The 21,797-nt window shown below is 50.3% G+C and carries 21 protein-coding genes; 6 read left to right on the top strand and 15 right to left on the bottom strand.

The window, feature by feature from the left end:
• Positions 1–6: 6 nt before the first annotated feature.
• From rsxD to blr, 7 genes are all read right to left on the bottom strand, one after another.
• Positions 7–1,059 (bottom strand): electron transport complex subunit RsxD, encoded by a 1,053-nt coding sequence (rsxD, locus tag OGX98_RS11005; protein WP_284097223.1) that lies wholly within the window; start codon positions 1,057–1,059, stop codon positions 7–9.
• Positions 1,060–3,081 carry an electron transport complex subunit RsxC gene (rsxC, locus tag OGX98_RS11000; protein ID WP_286595279.1) on the bottom strand — a complete coding sequence of 674 codons (2,022 nt, stop codon included), beginning with the start codon at positions 3,079–3,081 and terminating at the stop codon, positions 1,060–1,062.
• Complete coding sequence (rsxB, locus tag OGX98_RS10995) at positions 3,074–3,652, bottom strand: electron transport complex subunit RsxB (protein ID WP_045442568.1); 579 nt, start codon at positions 3,650–3,652, stop codon at positions 3,074–3,076. Before rsxB ends, rsxC begins: the two co-directional genes overlap by 8 nt.
• Positions 3,652–4,233, bottom strand: coding sequence for an electron transport complex subunit RsxA (rsxA, locus tag OGX98_RS10990; protein WP_005121199.1), 582 nt, complete (start codon positions 4,231–4,233; stop codon positions 3,652–3,654). Before rsxA ends, rsxB begins: the two co-directional genes overlap by 1 nt.
• 76 nt (positions 4,234–4,309) lie before the next feature.
• The gene (locus tag OGX98_RS10985) at positions 4,310–4,750 is read right to left on the bottom strand and encodes a DUF2569 domain-containing protein (protein ID WP_045442573.1); all 441 of its coding nucleotides are present in this window, start codon (positions 4,748–4,750) and stop codon (positions 4,310–4,312) included.
• 92 nt (positions 4,751–4,842) lie between these two features.
• The gene (ydgT, locus tag OGX98_RS10980) at positions 4,843–5,058 is read right to left on the bottom strand and encodes a transcription modulator YdgT (protein WP_045442575.1); all 216 of its coding nucleotides are present in this window, start codon (positions 5,056–5,058) and stop codon (positions 4,843–4,845) included.
• 295 nt (positions 5,059–5,353) lie between these two features.
• The gene (blr, locus tag OGX98_RS10975; RefSeq protein WP_045442577.1) at positions 5,354–5,482 is read right to left on the bottom strand and encodes a division septum protein Blr; all 129 of its coding nucleotides are present in this window, start codon (positions 5,480–5,482) and stop codon (positions 5,354–5,356) included.
• A 241-nt stretch (positions 5,483–5,723) separates the two neighbouring features.
• Here blr and OGX98_RS10970 point away from each other — a divergent pair, with 241 nt between their 5' ends.
• A complete protein-coding gene (locus OGX98_RS10970; RefSeq protein ID WP_048221507.1) occupies positions 5,724–6,764 on the top strand; it encodes an oxidoreductase in 1,041 nt (346 codons plus the stop codon).
• A gap of 81 nt (positions 6,765–6,845) precedes the next feature.
• Here OGX98_RS10970 and add read toward each other — a convergent pair whose 3' ends face one another.
• Positions 6,846–7,847, bottom strand: coding sequence for an adenosine deaminase (gene add / locus OGX98_RS10965; RefSeq protein ID WP_286493839.1), 1,002 nt, complete (start codon positions 7,845–7,847; stop codon positions 6,846–6,848).
• A 492-nt stretch (positions 7,848–8,339) separates the two neighbouring features.
• Here add and OGX98_RS10960 point away from each other — a divergent pair, with 492 nt between their 5' ends.
• Positions 8,340–9,152 carry a class I SAM-dependent methyltransferase gene (locus OGX98_RS10960; protein ID WP_286595278.1) on the top strand — a complete coding sequence of 271 codons (813 nt, stop codon included), beginning with the start codon at positions 8,340–8,342 and terminating at the stop codon, positions 9,150–9,152.
• 137 nt (positions 9,153–9,289) lie between these two features.
• Here the strand turns inward: OGX98_RS10960 and cspH are convergent, their stop codons facing one another.
• Positions 9,290–9,502 (bottom strand): cold shock-like protein CspH, encoded by a 213-nt coding sequence (cspH, locus tag OGX98_RS10955; protein ID WP_071828923.1) that lies wholly within the window; start codon positions 9,500–9,502, stop codon positions 9,290–9,292.
• A 301-nt stretch (positions 9,503–9,803) separates the two neighbouring features.
• On the opposite strand from cspH, the gene cspG reads away from it, so the two are divergent.
• Positions 9,804–10,019, top strand: coding sequence for a cold shock protein CspG (gene cspG, locus OGX98_RS10950; protein WP_045442583.1), 216 nt, complete (start codon positions 9,804–9,806; stop codon positions 10,017–10,019).
• 194 nt (positions 10,020–10,213) lie between these two features.
• Here the strand turns inward: cspG and OGX98_RS10945 are convergent, their stop codons facing one another.
• The 3 genes from OGX98_RS10945 to malX form a co-directional block, all read right to left on the bottom strand.
• A complete protein-coding gene (locus OGX98_RS10945) occupies positions 10,214–10,384 on the bottom strand; it encodes a YnfU family zinc-binding protein (protein ID WP_223306988.1) in 171 nt (56 codons plus the stop codon).
• Positions 10,385–10,548: 164 nt separating this feature from the next.
• Entirely contained in the window at positions 10,549–11,721 is a 1,173-nt protein-coding gene (locus OGX98_RS10940) for a MalY/PatB family protein (protein ID WP_286595277.1), read from the bottom strand.
• A 10-nt stretch (positions 11,722–11,731) separates the two neighbouring features.
• On the bottom strand, positions 11,732–13,324 hold the full coding sequence (gene malX, locus OGX98_RS10935; protein WP_045442589.1) for a maltose/glucose-specific PTS transporter subunit IIBC: 1,593 nt from the start codon (positions 13,322–13,324) through the stop codon (positions 11,732–11,734).
• A gap of 170 nt (positions 13,325–13,494) precedes the next feature.
• Between malX and OGX98_RS10930 the strand changes: the two genes are divergently transcribed.
• Positions 13,495–14,520, top strand: coding sequence for a Mal regulon transcriptional regulator MalI (locus tag OGX98_RS10930; protein ID WP_045442599.1), 1,026 nt, complete (start codon positions 13,495–13,497; stop codon positions 14,518–14,520).
• 56 nt (positions 14,521–14,576) lie between these two features.
• Here the strand turns inward: OGX98_RS10930 and OGX98_RS10925 are convergent, their stop codons facing one another.
• Together OGX98_RS10925 and manA are read right to left on the bottom strand one after the other, a co-directional pair.
• Entirely contained in the window at positions 14,577–16,085 is a 1,509-nt protein-coding gene (locus OGX98_RS10925; protein ID WP_286595291.1) for a YdgA family protein, read from the bottom strand.
• Between the two features lie 107 nt (positions 16,086–16,192).
• Positions 16,193–17,368, bottom strand: coding sequence for a mannose-6-phosphate isomerase (gene manA, locus OGX98_RS10920; RefSeq protein ID WP_045442602.1), 1,176 nt, complete (start codon positions 17,366–17,368; stop codon positions 16,193–16,195).
• A gap of 264 nt (positions 17,369–17,632) precedes the next feature.
• On the opposite strand from manA, the gene fumB reads away from it, so the two are divergent.
• Together fumB and fumC are read left to right on the top strand one after the other, a co-directional pair.
• On the top strand, positions 17,633–19,279 hold the full coding sequence (gene fumB, locus OGX98_RS10915; protein WP_286595276.1) for a class I fumarate hydratase: 1,647 nt from the start codon (positions 17,633–17,635) through the stop codon (positions 19,277–19,279).
• Positions 19,280–19,421: 142 nt separating this feature from the next.
• Positions 19,422–20,825, top strand: coding sequence for a class II fumarate hydratase (gene fumC / locus OGX98_RS10910; RefSeq protein ID WP_048221503.1), 1,404 nt, complete (start codon positions 19,422–19,424; stop codon positions 20,823–20,825).
• Here the strand turns inward: fumC and tus are convergent.
• Positions 20,822–21,751 (bottom strand): DNA replication terminus site-binding protein, encoded by a 930-nt coding sequence (gene tus, locus OGX98_RS10905; protein WP_045442608.1) that lies wholly within the window; start codon positions 21,749–21,751, stop codon positions 20,822–20,824. The genes fumC and tus overlap by 4 nt on opposite strands.
• Positions 21,752–21,797: the final 46 nt, after the last annotated feature.

Below are 21,797 nucleotides of genomic sequence, written 5' to 3'. Positions count from 1 at the left end.
TTGTCCTTAGCGATGTCCGTACACGCGAGGGCGGGTGTAATAATCAATCAGGGGAACAGTGATATTTGCCAGCAATACGGCAAAGGCCACGCCATCCGGATACCCACCAAAACTGCGAATCAGCCACACTAACAGACCTGCAAGCGCGCCAAAAATCAGGCGACCACGGTTAGTTGTTGATGCCGTAACGGGATCGGTAAGAATAAAGAATGCGCCGAGCATAGTTGCACCTGAGAGCAGGTGCAACTGTGGTGAAGCCAGTGAATCCGGGGAGAAAAACCAGCCTAACGTCGCACAGATGGCGAGCGATAGCAGAAAACTGACCGGGATATGCCAGCGAATTGCTTTTTGCCACAATAACACTACACCGCCAGCCAGCCAGGCCAGGTTCACCCACTGCCAGCCAGCGCCTGCGAGCATTCCGCTGTAAATAGGATATTGCATGACTTGTTCAACGGAGTGTCCTGCGTGTAACGATGTTTTGAACGTATCCAGCGGTGTGGCCTGACTGATGCCATCGATCCCCATGCGTAGAGCGTTCATATCACTGCCGCCCGCGGTATGTCCGGTAAAGATTACGTTCAGGGCATCAAAGAAACCCGGCACCGTAGCCGCAATTTCATGCGGTGGCAACCAGCTGGTCATCTGCACCGGGAATGAAATAAGCAGGACGACATAGCCTATCATTGCGGGGTTAAATGGATTCTGCCCGAGACCGCCATACAATTGTTTGGCAATGATAACCGCGAATACAGTACCTAATACCACCATCCACCACGGAGCAAGCGGCGGAATACTGACAGCAAGCAGCAATCCTGTCAGCAACGCGGAGTTGTCTTTGAGAATTGCGACGACGGGCTGTTTACGCAGTTTTAGCACGCTGGCTTCGGCGGCGATAGCGCTGGCAGAGGCGAGAACTATCTGCAATAACGTTCCCCAACCAAAGAACCATAACTGAGCGGCAATACCCGGTAATGCGGCAATTAACACCAGCAGCATAATGCGTGATGTCTGGCGCTGATTATGGGTATAAGGGGAGCTTGCTATTCTGAATACCATTTATTCCTCGTTAACAACCTGCTGCTGTGCGGCTTTTTTAGCCTGCGCGCGTGCAATAGCGGCCGCGACGGCGGCTTTGCGTGGATCTACCGGTTCGGCCGTTTCAGCGACGGTCTGCTGCTCAAGTTTGCGTGCTTTAGCTCGGGCAATCGCGGCTTCGACAGCGGCTTTGCGCGGATCTACCGGTTCGGCCGTTTCAGCGTCCGTCTGCTGTTCAAGTTTGCGTGCTTTAGCCCGGGCAATCGCGGCTTCGACAGCGGCTTTGCGCGGGTCTACCGGTTCGGCCGTTTCAGCGTCTGTCTGCTGCTCAAGTTTGCGCGCTTTAGCCCGGGCAATCGCGGCTTCGACGGCAGCTTTGCGCGGATCAGTCGCCGTACCGCTCTCTTCAGACAGTGAGTTTTCCGCCTGTTTAGCTCGTGCCTGTGCTTTGCGCGCCTCACGGGCGGCAATGGCGGCGCTGTTGTCGGGTTTTTCGCCAGCCTTGATCACCACCGGCTGCATTGCCTGCGCCTGCTTTTCTTTTACGCGGGCAAGTGTGGCGGCAATGGCATCATGATCTTTTGCGGCAGGTTGTACCGCCGCGCTTTTGTGGCGTTCAAGACGAGCCGCTTTTTCACGTTCCAGTCGTGCTTGTCTGGCTTCAAAGCGTGCTTTTGCTTCAGCGGCGCGTTTTTCTTCCTGACTAATGGCATAAAGCTCAGCTTTTTCCTGGCGGAAATATTGCACCAGCGGAATATTGCTTGGACAAACCCAGGCACAGGCTCCGCATTCAATGCAGTCAGCGATATTGTGACTGGTTGCCTTATCGTGCTGTTGTCCTTTACTGAACCAGTAAAGTTGCTGAGGCAGAAGATCCGCCGGGCAGGCATCGGCACAGGCGCTACAACGAATGCAGCCTTTCTCTTCCTGCGGTTCACCCATTTCACTGACAGATGGCGCGAGAAGACAGTTAGTGATCTTAACGATGGGAACATCAAGCCAGGGAAGGGTGAAGCCCATCAGTGGGCCACCCATAATCACCATCTGTTCAGCAGAAGGGCAAAAACCGGCGTCATTCAGCAGATGACGAACAGGGGTGCCTAACCGTGCCCAGACGTTACCCGGACGGCTGACGGCTTCACCTGTCAACGTAACAACACGCTCGGTGATTGGTTCTCCGTCTATCACGGCGCGTTTAATCGCATAGGCAGTACCGACGTTTTGCATCAGTACACCGATATCCGAGGAGCGTCCACCGTGCGGAACTTGTTTCCCGGTCAGTATTTGGGTCAATTGCTTGGCCCCGCCGGAAGGGTATTTAGTGGGAATGACGCGTAAGCTTATATCGTGCGAGTCTGCCAGCACCGCACGCAGCATTGAAATTGCCTGCGGTTTGTTATCCTCAATCCCGAGTAATATTTCGCGTGGCTGCAAAATATGCGCGAGTATACGGATGCCTTCGACGACCTGGGCCGCACAATCCTGCATTAAACGGTCATCAGCCGTAATGTAAGGTTCACATTCAGCGGCATTGATGATTAGCGTTTCAATTTTATCACCGCCGCCCTGCAGTTTGACGCCGGTTGGAAAACCTGCACCACCTAATCCGGCTACACCGTATTGGTGAATACGTGCAATTAACTCTTCCCGGCTGTGGGAGCGATAATCTGCCCAACAATCGCGTTCAATCCAGCGATCTTCTCCATCCGCATCAATGATGACACTCAGCTCGGCTAATGCCGAAGGATGCGCAGTGGAGTGAGGGGCGATGGCGGTAATCGTGCCCGAGGTCGGAGCATGAACCGGCAGCATTCTGCCACGCCCGCGGGTCAGCGCCTGGCCGCGCAGAACGTGATCACCCACGTTTACGCACAGCTCACCTTCAGCACCAATATGCTGCTTCAGCGGAATGATAAAACGCGGCGCCAGCGGAACCTGTCGCAGTGGAGTACCATTTGACTGGGTTTTCATCTCCGGTGGATGTATGCCGCCATCGAAGTCCCAAATTTTGTTTTTTCTGAATGCAGAGAATAGATTAAACATGTTGTTCCACGGGAATGATGCGCACGGGGATAGTGTTCAAATCCCACTTCCAGCTATCAGGTGTTTCGGCGACTGGACGTAATTCGATACATTGGGTCGGACACGGATCAACACACAGATTACACCCCGTGCAGAGATCGCTCATCACCGTGTGCATGGCGCGCGTCGCGCCCACGATGGCATCGACCGGACAGGCCTGAATACACTTTGTGCAGCCAATACAATTATTTTCATCAATGACTGCCAGCATGCGCACGGGCGTAAGGTCCTGCTCTTCGCCATCAATAGGTTGCGGATCGACGTTAAGCAGAGTAGCAATTTTCAACATCACCGCTTCACCGCCAGGTGCGCAGCGGTTAATTTTTTCACCCTGGCAGCCTATGGCTTCAGCATAAGGGCGGCAGCCCGGATAACCGCACTGTCCACACTGGCTTTGCGGAAGAATTTCATCGATTTTCTCCACGACTGGATCGTCCTCTACGGCAAAACGACGAGAGGCGTAACCCAAAATAGCGCCGAACGCCAGACCCAGCAGACTCACTGCGGCAACGGCAATCCAGATAGCATTCATTACAACTTCACCAAACCACTAAAGCCCATAAAGGCCAATGACATTAAACCGGCGGTAATTAGCGCAATCGCATTACCGCGAAAAGGGGCAGGGACGTCTGCCACGGCGAGGCGTTCGCGAATCGCAGCAAACAGTACCATCACCAGTGAGAAGCCGACAGCAGCGGAAAATCCGTACAGCGCCGACTGTAAAAAATTATGACCAAGATTGATGTTCAGCAATGCGACGCCCAGTACCGCACAGTTTGTGGTGATCAGCGGTAAGAAGATCCCCAGCAGACGGTACAGCGCAGGGCTGGTTTTGCGCACCACCATTTCGGTAAATTGCACGACCACAGCGATGACCAGGATAAAGGCCAGCGTGCGCAAATAAATGAGATCGAGCGGGATGAGGATCCAGGTGTCAATCAACCATGCGCAAATAGATGCCAGCGTCATGACAAAAGTCGTGGCGAGGCCCATACCCATTGCGGTTTCCAGTTTTTTGGAAACACCCATAAAGGGGCAAAGCCCCAGAAACTTGACCAGTACAAAGTTATTGACCAGTACAGTTCCGACAAACAGCAGCAGGTAATCAGTCATTTTTCGGCCTGAAATAAAAAAGCCGCCTATTATCTGTCAATCTACAACAGGCGACAACAGGTTAACTGTAAGGTTATTACGGGTTCACAAACGTTGTCTTAACGCGTTGCGAGCGTTTGAAATAGGGCACCAGCAGTGCAGCAGCTAACAAAGGGAACAATAGCTGGCGTACGGCAAAAGCGTCCGGGACTGGTGAAAACGCAAACGCTTTAATCGCCAGCAACACGGAAATTAGCAGCCATATAATGTAATGCTTAGGAACGCACTGTCTGCGTTTGAAAAACGCGATGGTCAGCCACAGCGTGTAGTACCACATGGCAATAGCTGTAATAAAGGAAATACCCCACAAGAACAGATTCATCGGGCTTTGTTCACCGAGCATTTTGAATGTGTGCGGCGTTGCCAGCGCAGTGAGATAAAGCAATAACGCCAGCGAAGCGCTCAACAACGCAACTAACAGCCAGGCCAGTGGCCCAAGTAGCCAGCCTCCGATACGTTGTGCCGGTGTCGTAGTCATCTCTTCTCCAGGTTTACGCGTATATGAACAGACGTGCCGTTCATTTTGGGGCAATTATTATAAAGCTTTTAACGTTGAGCGCTACTTCTTGTTTATTGCACGTAATGCCAGACCGACTTTGGCACCTGGCCTACATCAAACAGGCGTCCACCGGAGATAAGCTCCGCGCGGCGGTGGTCCGCAGCACGATACATATTGATAATGTCCCGATCGTCGGTCAGCGTGTAGTTAAGATGATCGAACAGTTTTTCCAGACTTTCGAGTGAACTGATTTTGCGGAATTTTAATAAGTAGTCCTGAACAGTCATAAACGGAGATCCATATTAATAAAATAATACCAACGGAGTAGTGAATATTAAGAAATAAACAATGTTGCACAGATAAAAGCGAACCAGTGTGCAAATACAAAAATAAGATTATTCATATCGGTAGAAAAGCAGATGCTGTCTGCACCAGGGGAAAGGGTAACGCGCTTCGCAATCGCAGGCAATATGCCCAGGGGCGGAAGCGCCATAATTCGCTTTTTCTGACAAAATTTCATCTTTTGCAGCTAAACCCAGCAGTCACTGCGGACAGTGCTGGGCTATAAAGAATTGGTGAGGCTTATTTTTTCTGCACTGAGGTTGCTGTTGGTTCCGGCGGCTGATAGTTATCAATATGATTGGCAACACCCAGCAGGATGACAGAGACCGCGAGAACAATCCAACCAGTTAATTCAATAAGACGATTCATTACTGACGACATTTGCTTTGATTTATCCTTAAACACAAGGCACAAATGTTACTAATCAATAAATAATACGGCAAGAGCATTGGGAACGATTTCTCTGACTTTTTCGCAGCAAATTTACTCTAAGTGACATATGTTTGACTTAAGTTAAGTAACAACCATTATCGTGTAGAGGTTATTAAACGGTTGTGACGTTGCTATGTATGGTGTGAAATAGATCGGACCTGAAATGAGAGGCAATGACATGAGTGACAACATCCGCGTTGGGCTAATCGGCTACGGTTATGCCAGTAAAACCTTCCATGCTCCCCTGATAGTCGGTACACCGGGTCTTGAACTGGCGGCGGTGTCCAGTAGTGACGAAGCAAAAGTTAAAGCGGATTGGCCTTCGGTGGCGGTTGTGTCTGAGCCACGGCATTTGTTTGATGATCCCAGCATTGACTTGATTGTTATCCCCACGCCGAATGACACCCATTTCCCGTTAGCAAAAGCAGCGCTGGAAGCCGGGAAACATGTGGTTGTTGATAAACCTTTTACCGTGACACTGTCACAAGCTCGTGAACTGGATATGCTGGCGCGCAGTCTGGGACGAGTGCTGTCTGTGTTCCATAATCGTCGTTGGGACAGTGATTTTCTGACGCTGAAAGCTCTGCTGGCAGATGGTGTTTTGGGCGAAGTGGCTTATTTTGAATCCCACTTCGATCGTTTCCGTCCCCAGGTCCGAGACCGCTGGCGCGAACAGGGGGGGCCTGGAAGTGGTATCTGGTACGATCTGGCACCTCATCTTCTGGATCAGGCGATCAACCTGTTCGGCTTGCCTGTCAGTCTGACTGTTGATCTGGCTCAGCTTCGTCCCGGCGCGCAATCGACAGATTATTTCCATGCTATTTTGACTTATCCGCAGCGTCGGGTGATTTTGCACGGCACAATGCTGGCTGCTGCTGAATCTGCACGCTACATCGTTCACGGATCGCGCGGGAGCTATGTAAAGTATGGTCTTGATCCTCAGGAAGAACGTCTGAAAAATGGCGAACGTTTGCCGCAGGAAGACTGGGGCTACGACATGCGAGATGGCGTACTGACGCGGGTTGAAGGCGAAGAACGCGTTGAAGAAACCCTGCTTACCATACCGGGTAATTATCCCGCTTACTATGCGGGCATCCGAGATGCGCTAAATGGAAACGGTGAGAATCCGGTTCCGGCCAGACAGGCAATTCAAATTATGGAATTGATTGAGCTTGGTATTGAGTCGGCTAAACACCGCTCCACGCTGTGCCTTGCCTGATCGAGTTTATCAACCGCCTGCAATTATCTGATTGCAGACTGCTGATGCGTTAATGCCATCATGCATTAACGCATCACACGGTTACGCTGTTGCCACTTTCTGGCGCAGAGCCCGCTTTTCTTCATCACTCAGGAATGCCATTTCCAGTCCATTGATTTGCGCCTGGCGGATTTGCTCGCGGGTCAATCCAGCAGCCGGGGCCGCAATGGTGTATTCGTGAATAATATCTACGCCCTGAACCGCCGGATCGTCAGTATTCAGACTGGCCAGAACACCATGCTCAAGGAACGTTTTCAGCGGATGTACTGCCAGTGAAGCGACCGTACTGGTCTGGATGTTAGATGTCAGGCAGGATTCAATACCGATTCGTTGCTCGGCGAGAAAATCCATTAATGCACGATCTTCTACCGCTTTGACCCCGTGACCAATACGCTCTGCACCCAGTTCTCTGATGGCTTGCCAAATGCTTTCCGGGCCAGCGGCTTCACCTGCATGAACAGTAATGTGCCAACCCGCGTCGCGCGCACGGTTGAAGTGTGACAGGAATAAACTACCCGGAAAACCGAGTTCGTCACCGGCAAGATCCAGTGCGGTAATGTGGCCGCGATGTGCCAGTAATGCCTCCAGCTCCTGCAGGCAAGCAGTCTCGCCGAAGGTACGACTCATAATACCAATTAAGCGTGCTTCAACGCCGAAAGTCTTACAGCCTTCGCGTACACCTTCGATGACCGCTTCAACCACACCCGCTACCGGAAGTTGATGCGCCATTGCCATGTAGCCCGGAGAAAAGCGCAACTCAACATAGTGCAGACCGTTACGCGCGGCGTCTTCAATATTCTCAAATGCCACGCGGCGACAAGCATCCAGAGATGCCAGGACTTTCACACCCCAGTCAAGCTTCGACAAAAAGCTGACCAGGTCCGGTTCTGTCGATGTGACCTGTACATGAGGAATCAGTGTTTCAAGCGTCTGAGCCGGGAGTGTCAAATTAAACTGACGGCCAAGATCGAGAATTGTCTGCGCGCGGATATTACCATCAAGGTGGCGATGGACATCGGTCAAGGGTAGGGAAGTATCAATCATGGTCGCACTCACGTCATTTAGTTAAAGTGCGCAGTATTATACAACAGAATAATAATCCTCTAATAACTTTGAAAAAATGGCACTATCACTTTGTAATTGGAGCATATTTGGGTATTCATTTCAGTTTTTCGTTGAGCAGGGCTATCTGCACACAATCCTTATTGGCCATCCGACTCAAGGAAACACCGTAAAGCATGTTGCCATAGGGATGATCCATCAGGCTGAATATGAGATTGCTGGAGTTACACTGGCAGACAGTTGCTCAGCTCCGGTAGTCACCCGCTTGTTTTATCACCGTTTCGAATAACGCAGATTCAGTTTTGTGTGGAAAACTCATAATTCCTTTCTATTCGTTGAAGTTATTTACTCATGTTGGGGGTAGGGTTATCCCTGCGCTGGGTAAGGACATGCGACGAGTTAAAATATCCGGCACAACGTTGCTGGCTGAGTGTCTGACACTCGAAATTGTTAGACAATTTGAAGGATAGAAAGATGATGCAAGAGCACATTCCGCTTAACGAAGGGCGGGCTTTATTTGGCAGAGATACGAATGCATATCAGCAGGGCAGGCCTGATTACCCGTTACATATATTTGCATTACTTAAAGAGCATTGCGGACCAGAAATCTGCCGGAGGGCCTTCGAGATTGGGCCTGGGACCGGGCAAGCAACGGAACATCTGCTTGATATGGGATATCAGGTAAGTGCAATCGAACCTGACCACAATCTGGCTATAAAGTTAAAGGAAAGACTGGGTCGGTATTCGCAGGACTCATTCTCGATTATAAATTCCACTTTTGAGGACGTACTACTGCAGCCCGGCTGCTTTGACCTGGGGATTGCAGCCACCTCTTTTCACTGGATCGAACCCGTGAGCGGACTCGAAAGGATATTCCAGCTTCTGCGCCCCGGAGGATGGTTTGCTATGTGGTGGACTGTTTTTGGCGACCCGCATAACGAGGATGCATTCATGCAAAGAACAGATCGCTTGTTTGCCCCCCTTAGCGCCAGCCCTTCACATAAGGCGGGTCACCGCCATCCTTACCCACTACAAAAAAGAGAAAGGCTCGATGATCTGGCAAAAGCCGGGTTTACCGAGATTATTAGTGATGAGTTCAGATGGGAATCAGAAATGGATGCCCGACAGACCAGACAATTGATTTCAACATTTTCACCGGTTGCGCGACTGAGTGAAATAGAGCGCACGCAATTCCTCAATGAGATAGAGAGGGTAGTGAAAAAGGATTTTGGAGGAAAGGTGAAGCGTAATTTTGTTACCGCTATTTACCTTGCAAGGAAGCCTTAGTTTCGAGGCAATTACCATTCGAAATTAGTCTGGAACCCAGAGACCCTCAGTACTCAGCCATTTCTGAGCGTCTCAGCAATATGGCTTCATCCGTCGTTTAAAGATGTGTCGACCAGTGCCATGCATCAGATACTGTGCTATGAAAGATAGACATTGGCGGCAGTTGGTCCTCTCAGACCATTGATCCGGCAAAACTCTACACGTATGCCTGGAGTGAGTACTTCTGATTCGTGGGGGCTTAACGCTGAAATGTGAACCTGAACATCTTTACGACCATCTGAAGGGATGATGAGTCCTTTGCCACTCTTGCAGTCAAAGGTTTTGACAATTCCTGTCATTTTACGAGACAAATAAATTCCTTAATAGATATAACGGGGTGCACTATACGTATCAGGAGAAATAAAGCCAGAACTATTTTTTAGCACTAAGGATATCTGGACGGCTAAAATAAAAGTTGCGTAATCCAGAGCATCATGAGTTAATAGCGTCGTCGGTTTGAATGACAGACAGCATACAAAGTAGTTTACTAAAGCAGTTCTCATCACCAGGTATTTTCAGTAATCCCTTTCTTGAGTCTCCCTACTAAGCACTACGTAGTTTCTGTAATAAAGCCCCTGTTCGCCGAAAGGCTCAAGTTAAGGAATATTTAATATGTCTAATAAAATGACTGGTTTAGTAAAATGGTTTAACGCCGATAAAGGTTTCGGTTTTATCTCTCCGGCTGATGGCTCTAAAGATGTTTTCGTACATTTTTCTGCTATTCAGTCGAATAACTTCCGTACCTTGCTTGAAGGGCAGAAGGTCGAGTTCTCTGTTGAGAATGGCGCAAAAGGCCCGGCTGCTGCTAATGTCGTAGTGGCAGAGTAATAATTCCTGCTTATGCCTTTTGCGACAACGAAGACGGCTTTGTCCTGAGTAGACAAACTGGCAGAAGCACTGGAATTATACATACTTAATTATAAACCCGCTGATAGCGGGTTTTTTGCTATTTGGATTGCAGATAGAATGGATAACCGCTTTTCATCATTATAATTTTGAGCAGCAGTTATCTTAATAGCAATTTACGCGACGAGTTTAGCGTCGGACTGGAATAATTTATTGCAATGGGGGCAAATTAACATTGCACCTTTTTGTACCCGAGAGTGACTGTGTTCTGATTGTGCGGTGCAGTTTGGACAAAGACATTTGACAAGAAAATTACGGCGGGATTTATTATTTTTACGATCTGACATAGGCTCTTCCTGATTTGAGTGGAGGGCCACTATACACGATCAGATGATAAATAGCCCTTTTTACTCACAGAACCCTATAGATAAAAATTAGACAGTAATTAAAAGCGGGAAACCGGCGCCCAAATTAAGAGTTTGCGCAATGAATGGCTCATTGCGCAAACATATCAACGTACTGAACGGATTGCGTTAATCAACCCCTTAACGCCTTTTTCAAGTTTTGAACGTGGACATCCGGCATTCAGGCGAACAAAACCGCGACCTTCTTCTCCGTAGGTATATCCCGGCATGATCGCCACTTTTTCCTGCTGGATAAGTGCATTCTGCAACGCCTGGTCATCAATGTTGAGTGGGCGCAGGTCAATCCAGGCCAGATACGTGGATTGTGGTATCTGCCAGTTCAGTTCAGGGAAGGCGGCATTGAGTTCCCGGGCGATGTAGCGCAGATTGCAGGCAAGATAATCCCGCAGTGCGTCGAGCCAGCTTGCACCGTCCTGATAGGCGGCAATATGTGCAGTAAGCGCCAGTACTGCAGGTGAAGAAAGTCCGTCACGGCCTTTCAGTGCACTGAGGTACTCATTGCGACTTTGGGCGTCCTCGATAAGTCCATAAGCGCCGGTTAATGCCGGAATATTAAAACTCTTCGAGCCGGAGGTGAGCAGTGCCCAGTTTCCTCGCGCCACGTTACTCCATGGAATGTGCGGTTGTTCTCCCCATACCATATCCATATGAATCTCGTCGGAAATAACTTTTACATCGTGGCGCTGGCACAGTTCTGCCATGGTTTCCAGTTCATCGCGGGTCCAGACTTTTCCCGTTGGGTTTTGTGGACTACAGAGCAGAAGAATTTTGCTCTCAGCCCGCGCGAGGACGGCCTCCAGTTTTGCCATGTCGCAATACCAACCATTTGCGCATTTCTCCAGCGCAACAGGAAGTACCGCACGCTGGTTTCCTTCAATCGCCTTATAAAACGCATCGTAAGCCGGAGTATGAATAACCACGGCATCACCGGCAGACGACCACTGGCGGATCAGCTCTGACACCATATAGATGACGGAGGGGCCGTAAACCAAAGACTGAGGGTCAATCCTGGTATCGTGGCGGGTAAAAAACCAGTGGCTGATCGCCGCTAAAAACTCATCATTTTTCCAGCGACTGTAGCCCAGCACTCCGTGTGAAAGGCGCTTTGTCAGCGCCTCCAGGATGCAGGGGGCGGTGGTAAAATCCATGTCAGAGATTGTGAATGGCAGCAGATCCGCAGAGCCAAAACGATCGGCGACATAATCCCACTGGGTACACCATGTGCCATGCCTGTCCACAACCTTTGAAAAATCAAACATTTCGTTGTCCTTAAGCCTGTACGGTATTCATCAGAACCGCGATTTCGTCTTTGACTGACTGGACCTGCGGACCAATGACGACCTGAAGGTTATGCTGATTAAGTTGTACTACGCCAATCGCACGATTGTCCTTCAGTGCCTGGACGTTAACAAGCGACATATCTTTTACTGATAAACGCAACCGCGTAATACAGTTATCCAGACTGACGATATTTTCCGCACCGCCCAGCGCTGCCAGAATAGCTGGTACGTTGTAGCCAGATTTACCCGGTGTTCCCGCCATGACTTTTTCGATATTGCTGGCAATTTCAACGTCACGACCCGGTGTTTTCAGATTAAATCGCGTGATCGCAAAGCGGAAGATAATGTAGTACACCGCGAACCAGATGGCCGCCACAACAGGGACCAGATACCATTTGGTGGACAGCCCGTGCAGGATACCGAACACCACAAAGTCAATCAGGTTGCCGTCAGTATTGCCGATGGTTACGCCGAGAATTGCCATTACGGTGAAGCCAAGGCCGGTCAACAGAGCGTGAATAACATACAGGACTGGCGCTACGAACAGGAACAGGAACTCCAGAGGTTCGGTGGTACCACCGATGACGCAGGCGATGAGGCCGGAAATTAATAACCCTTTAATTTTATGACGATTTTCAGGTCGTGCGCAATGGTACATCGCTAATGCAGCTCCTGGTAATCCACCAAGGAACGCCGGCATTTTACCCTGCGACAGGAAGCGAGTTGCGCTTTCAGAGAAGCCCTGCGTTGTCGGGCAGCTCAGCTGCGCCTGGAAAATCGTCAGCGCGCCACTTACGCTATGACCACACACTTCCTGTGTACCACCTGCTTCGGTGAAACGAATGAGTGCCACCAGAATATGATGCAGACCAAAAGGCAACAGCAGACGTTCACCGGTACCAAACAGCATCGGACCAAATTCACCCGCGCTATTGATGATGTGGCCTAGCCCGGTAATACCCATGGCAAAAACAGGCCATATCAGTGGAATTACCAACCCAACCAGTCCCATCACGACCGAGGAGATGATAGGAACAAAACGGGTGCCACCAAAGAATGCCAGCGCATCAGGAAGACGGATATTGTGGAAGCGTTCATGCAGCATCCACACGATGATCCCGGCAATTACCGCCCCCAGGATCCCGGTATCAATCGACTGGATCCCAAGAATATTTTGTACGTTGTTGGCTTTCAGGATCGCCGCATCAGTCGTGGGTAAAATCCCTTTGGCCGTTAACCAAAAGTTGACGGCGAGATTCATTACCGCATAGCCGACAAATCCCGCAAATGCGGCCACGCCTTTATTTTCACGAGCCAGACCGAGGGGGATGGCGATACAAAACATCACTGGCAGGAAGCTAAAAGCGAAAGAGCCGACTTTACTCATCCAGGTAAAAATAGCCTGTAGTACTGGATTACCCAATGCCGGGATCAACGTTAAGACATCATGACTGCTTAACGAGCTGCCGATCCCCAACATGATCCCGCAAAAGGAGAGCAGAGCTACGGGCAGCATAAAGGTTTTGCCCAACTGTTGGAAAAATTCCCATAACGTTATTTTTGGTGTGGTTCTCGTCGTCATCTAACGACTCCTCATGTAAAGCTCGGTGACTAATGATGGCGAGAAGATAAAACGTTTTACCTAATTTTAGTGCGGTATAAATCACATTATCGAATGATAATAGGGCGTATAAATATAACCGATTGATAAAACGTTTTATCTGTCACGTTATCAGGGGGTTTTCCGTTTTTATGGCTATAGCCAAAAAAATCACCATCCATGATGTTGCACTGGCTGCGGGGGTTTCGGTCAGCACAGTCTCATTGGTACTCAGTGGAAAGGGGCGTATCTCATCTGCAACCGGCGAACGGGTAAATGCGGCCATAGAGCAACTGGGTTTTGTACGCAACCGGCAAGCATCAGCACTTCGCGGTGGGCAGAGCGGTGTTATTGGTTTGATTGTTCGCGATCTCTCCACCCCTTTTTATGCTGAACTTACCGCAGGGTTGACCGAAGCGTTAGAAGCTCAGGGACGTATGGTGTTTTTATTGCATGGCGGTAAGGATGGTGAGCAACTGGCGCAGCGCTTTGCAATGTTACTTAATCAAGGCGTTGATGGTGTGGTGATCGCCGGTGCTGCAGGCAGTAGCGATGCGCTTCGATACCTGGCCAATGATAAAGGGATCCCCGTTGTATTTGCTTCCCGCGCCAGCTACCTGGATGATGCAGACACCGTCAGACCTGACAATATGCAGGCAGCACAACTGCTGGTTGAACATCTCATCCATCATGGGCATCAACGGATAGCCTGGTTGGGGGGACAAAGCTCATCGTTGACCCGAGCTGAACGCGTGGGAGGGTATTGTGCAACGCTGCTAAAATTTGGTCTGCCATTTCATAGCGATTGGGTTCTGGAGTGTTCTTCCAGTCAGAAGCAGGCCGCTGAGACCGTTACGGCGCTTTTACGCCATAATCCGACCATCAGCGCGGTGGTATGTTACAACGAAACCATTGCGGCTGGTGCATGGTTTGGCCTGATGAAAGCAGGGCGTCAGAGCGGCGAAATCGGTGTCGATCGTTACTTTGAGCAACAGGTCTCACTGGCCGCTTTTGCCGATGTGGCGGAAAACGCGCTGGACGATCTCCCTATTACCTGGGCCTGTACGCCCGCGCGTGAGATGGGTTACACCCTTGCTGAACGCGTGCTGCAACGAATTGGACATGATGAAAGTCACTCGCGCAATATGACGCTTTCCGCCCGACTGGTAACGTGCTAAGCATAAAAAAGCCCGATAAACAAAGTTACCGGGCATACGCTGATAGCAGATAAGGATTACTGCTGTGGGGTCGCCGGTGCATCCGGCTCTGAAAGCGTCGGCATACCAAACATGCCAACAAATTCATCCAGCGACATTTTTTGGCCGTTGAGAGTTACCTGACCATTTGCATACTGCAGACTGGAGCCGATGGTGTTGTCCTGCATCGTAGTTACACGGAACATTTGACCCATTGCCGCCAGACCATTGACTTGCTGCCTGGCAAGCCCTGCCGCTTCTTCCTGCTGGTATCCTTCCAGTTTGGCAATCTGTGTCATGAACTCAGTTGCCATATCTACGGGGATAGCAAGCTTAGCGTCTAGTGATTTGACTGAACGATCAACTTCCTGCGCCAGCGTTTGCGGCTCGTCCTGATTTGTCGATGGATCTTTCAGGAACAGTGACAGATTAAAGGCCGTCTCACCTTTGGCATTCTTCCAGCTTAGTGGGGCAATGGTGATAACCGGTTCGCCTTTCATCAGCACTGGCAGGGCGCTAAAGAACGCTTCTGTCACTTTTTGTTGATAAAGTTCAGGATTCTGTACCACATCGATCTGCGCCATCAGCGCCTTGGTTTGCGCGGTATACTGCTGACTGAACTGATGTAACGCCTCACCATCAATCTGGGCCACTTTCAGCGTCAGCTTGCCGCTACCTAAATCCTGACCCTGCAATTTAAGGCTGTTCAGTGTGTAATCCAGCTGACTGTTGACGGTTTTACCATCGTTAACCAGATCGGATTTACCATCGATGCCCATGCCTTCAAGGACGGCCAGCTCTTTACCTTCGACCGAAATCGACAGCTTGTCGAGAGACAATTTTTGATCGCCAATGCGTTCGCCAAAACTGGCGACGCTGCTGGAGCCTTCGGTTGTCAGGTTATTAAAGGTAACTTGTACTTTCTGGTTGTACTCATTGACTGCATTCACCACACCGCTCTGTGCTTCTCCTGTCACAGAGACTGCGTTCCCGTCTTTGTCTGCCGTGAACTGGAATTCTCCGCCGCTAAAGGCCACTTTTTCGTCGCCTTTTTCGTAGTTCAGTGGTTTGAGAGAAAGATCGGAACGGGTGTCGCCGCTATAGCCAATACGGGAATTAATGGTGAAAGGAGATTCCCCTTTAGCGATGTCAAATAGCGGCTTTGTAACGTCGTTATTCACCAGCGTTGTTTTCACTGCCGCCATGGCTGGCATAAGATTCAATGATTTAAGCTGCGCCAGCGGGAAGGGGCCGTGATCAACAGATTCATTCAGAACGATAGTTTGCCCAGGTTTCAGCCAGGTATTTTCCTGACCGGCAATAGGTTTCACCACCAGTTGCAACTGGCTGTTAAACACGCCGCGCTGGTAGTTCTGATAACTCAGTTCAATACCGGACTCAGGTGAGTAGCGTTTGATCTGATCATTTGCCTGCGTCACCATCTCGGCGAGATGCGTTTCAAGTTTCTTTCCGGTGTACCAGGCGCCGCCTGTCCAGACGATACCCAACGCAACTACCACACCCGCAGCTACCAGCGATTTTTTCATTTCGATATCCATAAAATAAATCCAGGCGTTTGAAAGCGCCTGGAGGAGTGACATGTCTTTGACTCACTATTAGCTTAGCAAGAGTTGCTAAAAATATCAGTATCTTGCTAGAGCTTGTTGTAAACCCGAGCTAAACGGCCGACGCCGCTGACATTAATCGGTGATTCGTTTGCACTAATAAATGCCGATTCACCCGGTTTCAGTACCAGTCGCTGCTCGCCTTTATGTAGCACGGCCTCTCCCTCGATACAGAACAGGATGGCGGCGCTTTGTTGGCTAATTGCCGCTTCTCCGGCTGACAGTTCATGCAGGGAGAAAGCGAAGTCATCAACCGGGATCGGGAAGTCCAGCTCTCCACCTGTTTTATTTGGGGTCGTTAGCAGTTGGTTTGCCGGTTTAGCTTCAAATTTAACGTTGGCGACCAGTTCAGGAATATCAATATATTTTGGCGTGAGTCCGGCGCGCAGAACGTTATCGGAGTTAGCCATCACCTCGAGCGCAACACCCTGCAGGTAGGCATGGGGCGTTTCAGCAAACAGAAACATAGCTTCGCCAGGATTCAGCTTAACCACGTTGAGTAGAAGAGGAGAGAAGAGACCGCTATCGTCAGGGTAGAAGTCAGCGATTAGGCGAATAGTTTGCCATGGTTCACCCTGTTGGCTGTTAAGCGCAGATTTCAGGACTGCCAGTGCGCGGGATTTCTCTTCGCCCTGCATATTCAGCAAGCTGGCGAAAAGATGGCTCAGACGCTCTGCGCCTGGTTCCTGCAGGAAATGTGCAATGGCAGGATGCGCACCAGCGACAGGTTGTAACAATGCCACAATGTCAGAGAACTCGCGGAACGCATTCATGGCCAGGAAGGGCGTCAGGGCAAAAACCAGCTCAGGCTTGTGGTTAGGATCTTTGTAATTACGCTCCGCGGCGTCCATCGGGATCCCTGCGGCGTTTTCTTTAGCAAATCCAATTTCAGAGTTGCGTTTGTTAGGGTGTACCTGAATAGAAAGAGGTTGTGCGGCACAGAGCACTTTAAACAGGAAGGGCAATTCACCAAAGCGCTTCGCCACGGCATCACCTAACACAGCAGATTTATCGTGTTCGATAGCATCACGCAGAGAAATTAACTGACCCTCAGCGCTCTGAACCTGAGAGCTGCTTTTCGGATGGGCGCCCATCCACAGTTCAGCCATCGGCTGGTTTGACGGATTGGCAATGCCATAAAGTTCGGTTAACGCCGTTTTACTTCCCCAGGCGTAGTTCTGCACTGAGTTGATGAGTTTTTGCATTATCAATGCCCTGTTTCAATGTTGAAATTTCTCTGTCCATTAAACCAAGAAAACCGGGGGGAAGTAACCTGCACATGTAAAAAGTCGTCTTTGTCTCAGTTTTTGTTAAAAAATTGTGTAGGATATGGTGACTCGCTTTTAATACCCTGAGCAATTCCGGTTGCAGAAAAGCCACGCCTTCTACAACCCGAGCTGCGACAGGGAAGCAGGGCAACGGAACATCTGCCCAGAGAATAACCAGACCGAGCTGTAAGTGAGAGCACAATGTCAAACAAACCCTTTCATTATCAACATCCTTTTCCCCTCAACAAGGATGATACCGAATACTATCTGCTGACCAGCGACCATGTTTCCGTTGCCGAATTTGAAGGGCAGGAAATCGTAAAAGTTGCGCCTGAAGCGTTAACTCTCCTCGCGCGTCAGGCATTTCATGATGCGTCGTTTATGCTGCGGCCTGCGCATCAGCAGCAAGTCGCTGATATTCTGTGCGACCCGGATGCCAGCGAAAACGACAAATATGTTGCCCTGCAATTCCTGCGCAACTCAGATATTGCGGCAAAAGGTGTTTTGCCGACCTGTCAGGACACCGGGACGGCCATTATCGTTGGTAAAAAAGGTCAGCGTGTCTGGACCGGAGGTGGCGATGAGGCTGCGCTGGCGCGAGGTGTCTATAACACCTATATCGAAGACAACCTGCGCTATTCACAAAATGCTGCGCTGGATATGTACAACGAGGTGAATACCGGGACTAACCTTCCTGCGCAAATCGATCTGTATAGTGTGGATGGTGATGAGTATAAATTCCTGTGCATTGCCAAAGGCGGTGGCTCGGCGAATAAGACCTATCTGTATCAGGAAACCAAAGCGCTTTTAACGCCGGGGAAATTGAAAAATTACCTGGTGGACAAGATGCGTACGCTGGGAACCGCAGCATGTCCACCGTACCACATTGCGTTTGTGATTGGCGGAACTTCCGCAGAAGCCACTTTGAAAACCGTCAAGCTGGCTTCTGCGAAATATTATGACGAGTTGCCTACTGAAGGTAACGAGCATGGACAGGCCTTCCGCGACGTTGAACTGGAAAAAGAGTTGCTGATTGAGGCGCAGAATCTGGGGTTAGGCGCGCAGTTTGGCGGGAAATATTTCGCCCATGATATCCGCGTGATCCGTCTGCCGCGTCACGGTGCATCGTGTCCGGTTGGAATGGGCGTCTCCTGTTCGGCTGATCGTAATATTAAAGCCAAGATCAACCGTGAAGGTATCTGGATCGAGAAGCTGGAAAACAACCCAGGCAAATACATCCCGGAGGAGCTGCGTCAGGCAGGCGAGGGTGAAGCCGTACGTGTCGACCTTAACCGCCCGATGAAAGAGATCCTGGCCCAGTTGTCGCAGTATCCTGTTTCCACCCGTCTGTCGCTCAATGGTACGATCATTGTCGGGCGTGATATTGCGCATGCAAAACTGAAAGAACGTATGGATAACGGCGAGAGTTTGCCGCAGTATGTAAAAGATCACCCTATCTATTACGCTGGCCCGGCCAAAACGCCGGAAGGTTATGCTTCAGGCTCGCTGGGTCCAACCACTGCTGGTCGTATGGACTCATATGTTGACCAGCTTCAGTCCGAAGGCGGGAGTATGATTATGCTGGCAAAAGGAAACCGTAGTCAGCAGGTCACAGATGCCTGTCATAAACATGGCGGCTTCTACTTGGGCAGTATTGGCGGTCCCGCAGCGGTGCTGGCACAGGGCAGTATCAAAAGTCTGGAATGTGTGGAATATCCGGAACTGGGGATGGAAGCCATCTGGAAAATTGAAGTGGAGGATTTCCCGGCGTTTATCCTTGTGGATGACAAAGGTAATGATTTCTTCCAGCAGATTCAGACGTCGCAGTGCGCACGCTGCGTTAAGTAACGTCAGCCGCCCTTCGGGGCGGTTTTTTTTACCGCACGAACAACTAAACGACAGCTTTATCCTCGTTAATACTCATAAGACCAATGGCAAGTGGGCAATGTCGAAACATAACCTAATCAATAGATAATATAAGGAGCAGGTAATGGTAACGGTACGCCGCGAAAATGATTCAATGGGTGCGATAGATGTTCCGGCTGATAAACTCTGGGGGGCGCAAACCCAACGATCGCTGGAACATTTTCGCATCTCAACGGAGAAAATGCCGGTCTCGCTGATCCATGCACTGGCGCTGACTAAACGCGCCGCTGCGAAGGTTAATCAGGATTTGGGACTGTTGGCGGCAGACAAAGCGAACGCCATCATGCAGGCGGCGGATGAGGTGTTAGCGGATAAGCATCGTGATGAGTTTCCGCTGGCTATCTGGCAGACCGGTTCCGGTACGCAAAGCAATATGAACATGAACGAAGTGCTGGCAAATAGGGCCAGTGAATTGCTGGGCGGCGTACGGGGTATGGAGCGTAAAATACATCCAAATGACGACGTGAATAAAAGCCAAAGTTCTAACGACGTCTTTCCCACGGCGATGCACGTTGCCGCGCTGCTGGCTCTGCGTGAGCACCTTATCCCGCAACTGAATGTGTTAACCACCACGCTGCGAGAAAAATCGCATGCTTTTGCTGATATCGTAAAAATCGGACGAACCCATCTGCAGGATGCCACGCCGCTGACGCTGGGCCAGGAGATCTCAGGCTGGGTCGCGATGTTAGAACATAACCTGAGGCATATCGAATACAGCTTACCGCACGTTGCTGAACTGGCGTTGGGTGGTACTGCGGTCGGCACCGGGCTGAATACCCATCCTGAATATGCCGTGCGTGTCGCGGATGAACTGGCGGCGCTAACCTCCGCACCGTTTGTTACCGCGCCGAATAAATTCGAGGCGTTAGCTACTTGCGATGCGCTGGTACATGCTCATGGGGCGCTAAAAGGACTGGCTGCGTCGCTGATGAAAATCGCTAATGATGTGCGCTGGCTGGCATCCGGCCCACGCTGTGGTATTGGCGAGATATCAATTCCTGAAAATGAGCCGGGTAGTTCTATTATGCCGGGTAAAGTTAATCCGACTCAGTGTGAAGCGCTGACTATGCTGTGTTGTCAGGTAATGGGTAATGATGTCGCGGTTAATATTGGTGGTGCGTCAGGTAATTTTGAGCTGAATGTCTATCGTCCGATGGTTATTCATAACTTCCTGCAATCAGTTCGCCTGCTGGCAGATGGTATGGAAAGTTTCAACGAGCACTGTGCTACCGGGATTGAACCGAATCGCGAGCGAATTGATCAGTTACTCAATGAATCGCTCATGCTGGTTACCGCGCTCAATACTCATATTGGTTACGATAAAGCCGCAGAGATTGCCAAGAAGGCCCACAAAGAAGGACTGACCTTAAAAGCGTCCGCCCTGGCGCTGGGGTATCTTACCGAAGCCGAGTTTGACAGTTGGGTACGTCCGGAACTGATGGTCGGTAGCATGCGACCAGGACGTTAATCCGCAACATACAGGTGCAGCCGGGGGATAATGAGTCTTAACGGCTGTGCCTGAGGTTTAAAGCGGTGCTGCACGTTTTCAGCATCGTAATTCAGCAGTTCACCGATATCAGGCACACTCATACCATTGTCGCTATTAATCAGTGCAATCAGCGGAGTCGGGCAAGCATATTGCACCTGTTTTTGCTGTCCTTTGTACCAAACGCGGGCAATGGGCTGGACTTTTACCGGTCTTTTGATCTTCAGTTTGGCCTGCTGTGGCAGTGCAGCGATATCCTGATATTCACGCTCCAGTCTGGCCTGCCATTCTTCACGCGTCCAGGGATGCACGCTGCGTGGTGAGTTTAGGCTCTTTTCCAGTTGTTCCAGCACCTCATCACGTTTCAGGTTTTTAATGATGTGTTTGTTCGCCCAGCCAAATCGCAGGGTAGCCGGTTCCCTGACAACGGTTAGCGTGCGATAAGCGTTTAGCGTAATCAGGCCGGGTAAGTGTCGATGTACCCATTCGAAACGTGCTGCCGGAGCCAGCCCGGAATCCACTGTCACAATGCGTTCAAACGTTGTTTTCAACTGGTTAATGCGTTGTATTTGCTCTTCAAGTGCGGTCTGTACGCTGTTATTGACCTGGTAGCACAACACGCCAGGCAGGCGAACGGCCGCTTTGCTGCTGCGGTTCTCAGATTGCTGCTGAATAAACAGGTGGCGGAAGTGGCGTAGCGCCAGCATTTCAGCCTCTTTGCCTAAATGCTGCTTAACATCAATGCTCTCCAGCGGGGCATGTTCTGCCTCTTTTGCCACTTCTGGCAGAGAAAACACGCGCGCAATCAGCAGCGTTCGCTGCTGCAAATTTTGAGTCAGTTGCGCCAGTTCCTGTTCCATCTGGCGAAAGGTGCCGTTCAGTCGTTCGACGAGATCGTAACGAGTCATAGGGTTACCATTTTAGTTACAACATACTTTTTTATAGCACAATGTT

The organism is Citrobacter sp. Cm046 (assembly GCF_030333065.1).
Classification (GTDB): domain Bacteria; phylum Pseudomonadota; class Gammaproteobacteria; order Enterobacterales; family Enterobacteriaceae; genus Citrobacter; species Citrobacter murliniae.
The sequence above is the reverse complement of the archived record's forward strand: the minus strand, read 5'-3'. Positions and strand labels throughout refer to the sequence as shown.

What these genes read in the sequence shown, in the direction of transcription:
- rsxD (WP_284097223.1), bottom strand. Translation starts at nt 1,059, where the DNA reads ATGGTATTCAGAATAGCAAGCTCCCCTTATACCCATAATCAGCGCCAG.
- rsxC (WP_286595279.1), bottom strand. Translation starts at nt 3,081, where the DNA reads ATGTTTAATCTATTCTCTGCATTCAGAAAAAACAAAATTTGGGACTTC.
- rsxB (WP_045442568.1), bottom strand. Translation starts at nt 3,652, where the DNA reads ATGAATGCTATCTGGATTGCCGTTGCCGCAGTGAGTCTGCTGGGTCTG.
- rsxA (WP_005121199.1), bottom strand. Translation starts at nt 4,233, where the DNA reads ATGACTGATTACCTGCTGCTGTTTGTCGGAACTGTACTGGTCAATAAC.
- OGX98_RS10985 (WP_045442573.1), bottom strand. Translation starts at nt 4,750, where the DNA reads ATGACTACGACACCGGCACAACGTATCGGAGGCTGGCTACTTGGGCCA.
- ydgT (WP_045442575.1), bottom strand. Translation starts at nt 5,058, where the DNA reads ATGACTGTTCAGGACTACTTATTAAAATTCCGCAAAATCAGTTCACTC.
- blr (WP_045442577.1), bottom strand. Translation starts at nt 5,482, where the DNA reads ATGAATCGTCTTATTGAATTAACTGGTTGGATTGTTCTCGCGGTCTCT.
- OGX98_RS10970 (WP_048221507.1), top strand. Translation starts at nt 5,724, where the DNA reads ATGAGTGACAACATCCGCGTTGGGCTAATCGGCTACGGTTATGCCAGT.
- add (WP_286493839.1), bottom strand. Translation starts at nt 7,847, where the DNA reads ATGATTGATACTTCCCTACCCTTGACCGATGTCCATCGCCACCTTGAT.
- OGX98_RS10960 (WP_286595278.1), top strand. Translation starts at nt 8,340, where the DNA reads ATGATGCAAGAGCACATTCCGCTTAACGAAGGGCGGGCTTTATTTGGC.
- cspG (WP_045442583.1), top strand. Translation starts at nt 9,804, where the DNA reads ATGTCTAATAAAATGACTGGTTTAGTAAAATGGTTTAACGCCGATAAA.
- OGX98_RS10945 (WP_223306988.1), bottom strand. Translation starts at nt 10,384, where the DNA reads ATGTCAGATCGTAAAAATAATAAATCCCGCCGTAATTTTCTTGTCAAA.
- OGX98_RS10940 (WP_286595277.1), bottom strand. Translation starts at nt 11,721, where the DNA reads ATGTTTGATTTTTCAAAGGTTGTGGACAGGCATGGCACATGGTGTACC.
- malX (WP_045442589.1), bottom strand. Translation starts at nt 13,324, where the DNA reads ATGACGACGAGAACCACACCAAAAATAACGTTATGGGAATTTTTCCAA.
- OGX98_RS10930 (WP_045442599.1), top strand. Translation starts at nt 13,495, where the DNA reads ATGGCTATAGCCAAAAAAATCACCATCCATGATGTTGCACTGGCTGCG.
- OGX98_RS10925 (WP_286595291.1), bottom strand. Translation starts at nt 16,085, where the DNA reads ATGAAAAAATCGCTGGTAGCTGCGGGTGTGGTAGTTGCGTTGGGTATC.
- manA (WP_045442602.1), bottom strand. Translation starts at nt 17,368, where the DNA reads ATGCAAAAACTCATCAACTCAGTGCAGAACTACGCCTGGGGAAGTAAA.
- fumB (WP_286595276.1), top strand. Translation starts at nt 17,633, where the DNA reads ATGTCAAACAAACCCTTTCATTATCAACATCCTTTTCCCCTCAACAAG.
- fumC (WP_048221503.1), top strand. Translation starts at nt 19,422, where the DNA reads ATGGTAACGGTACGCCGCGAAAATGATTCAATGGGTGCGATAGATGTT.
- tus (WP_045442608.1), bottom strand. Translation starts at nt 21,751, where the DNA reads ATGACTCGTTACGATCTCGTCGAACGACTGAACGGCACCTTTCGCCAG.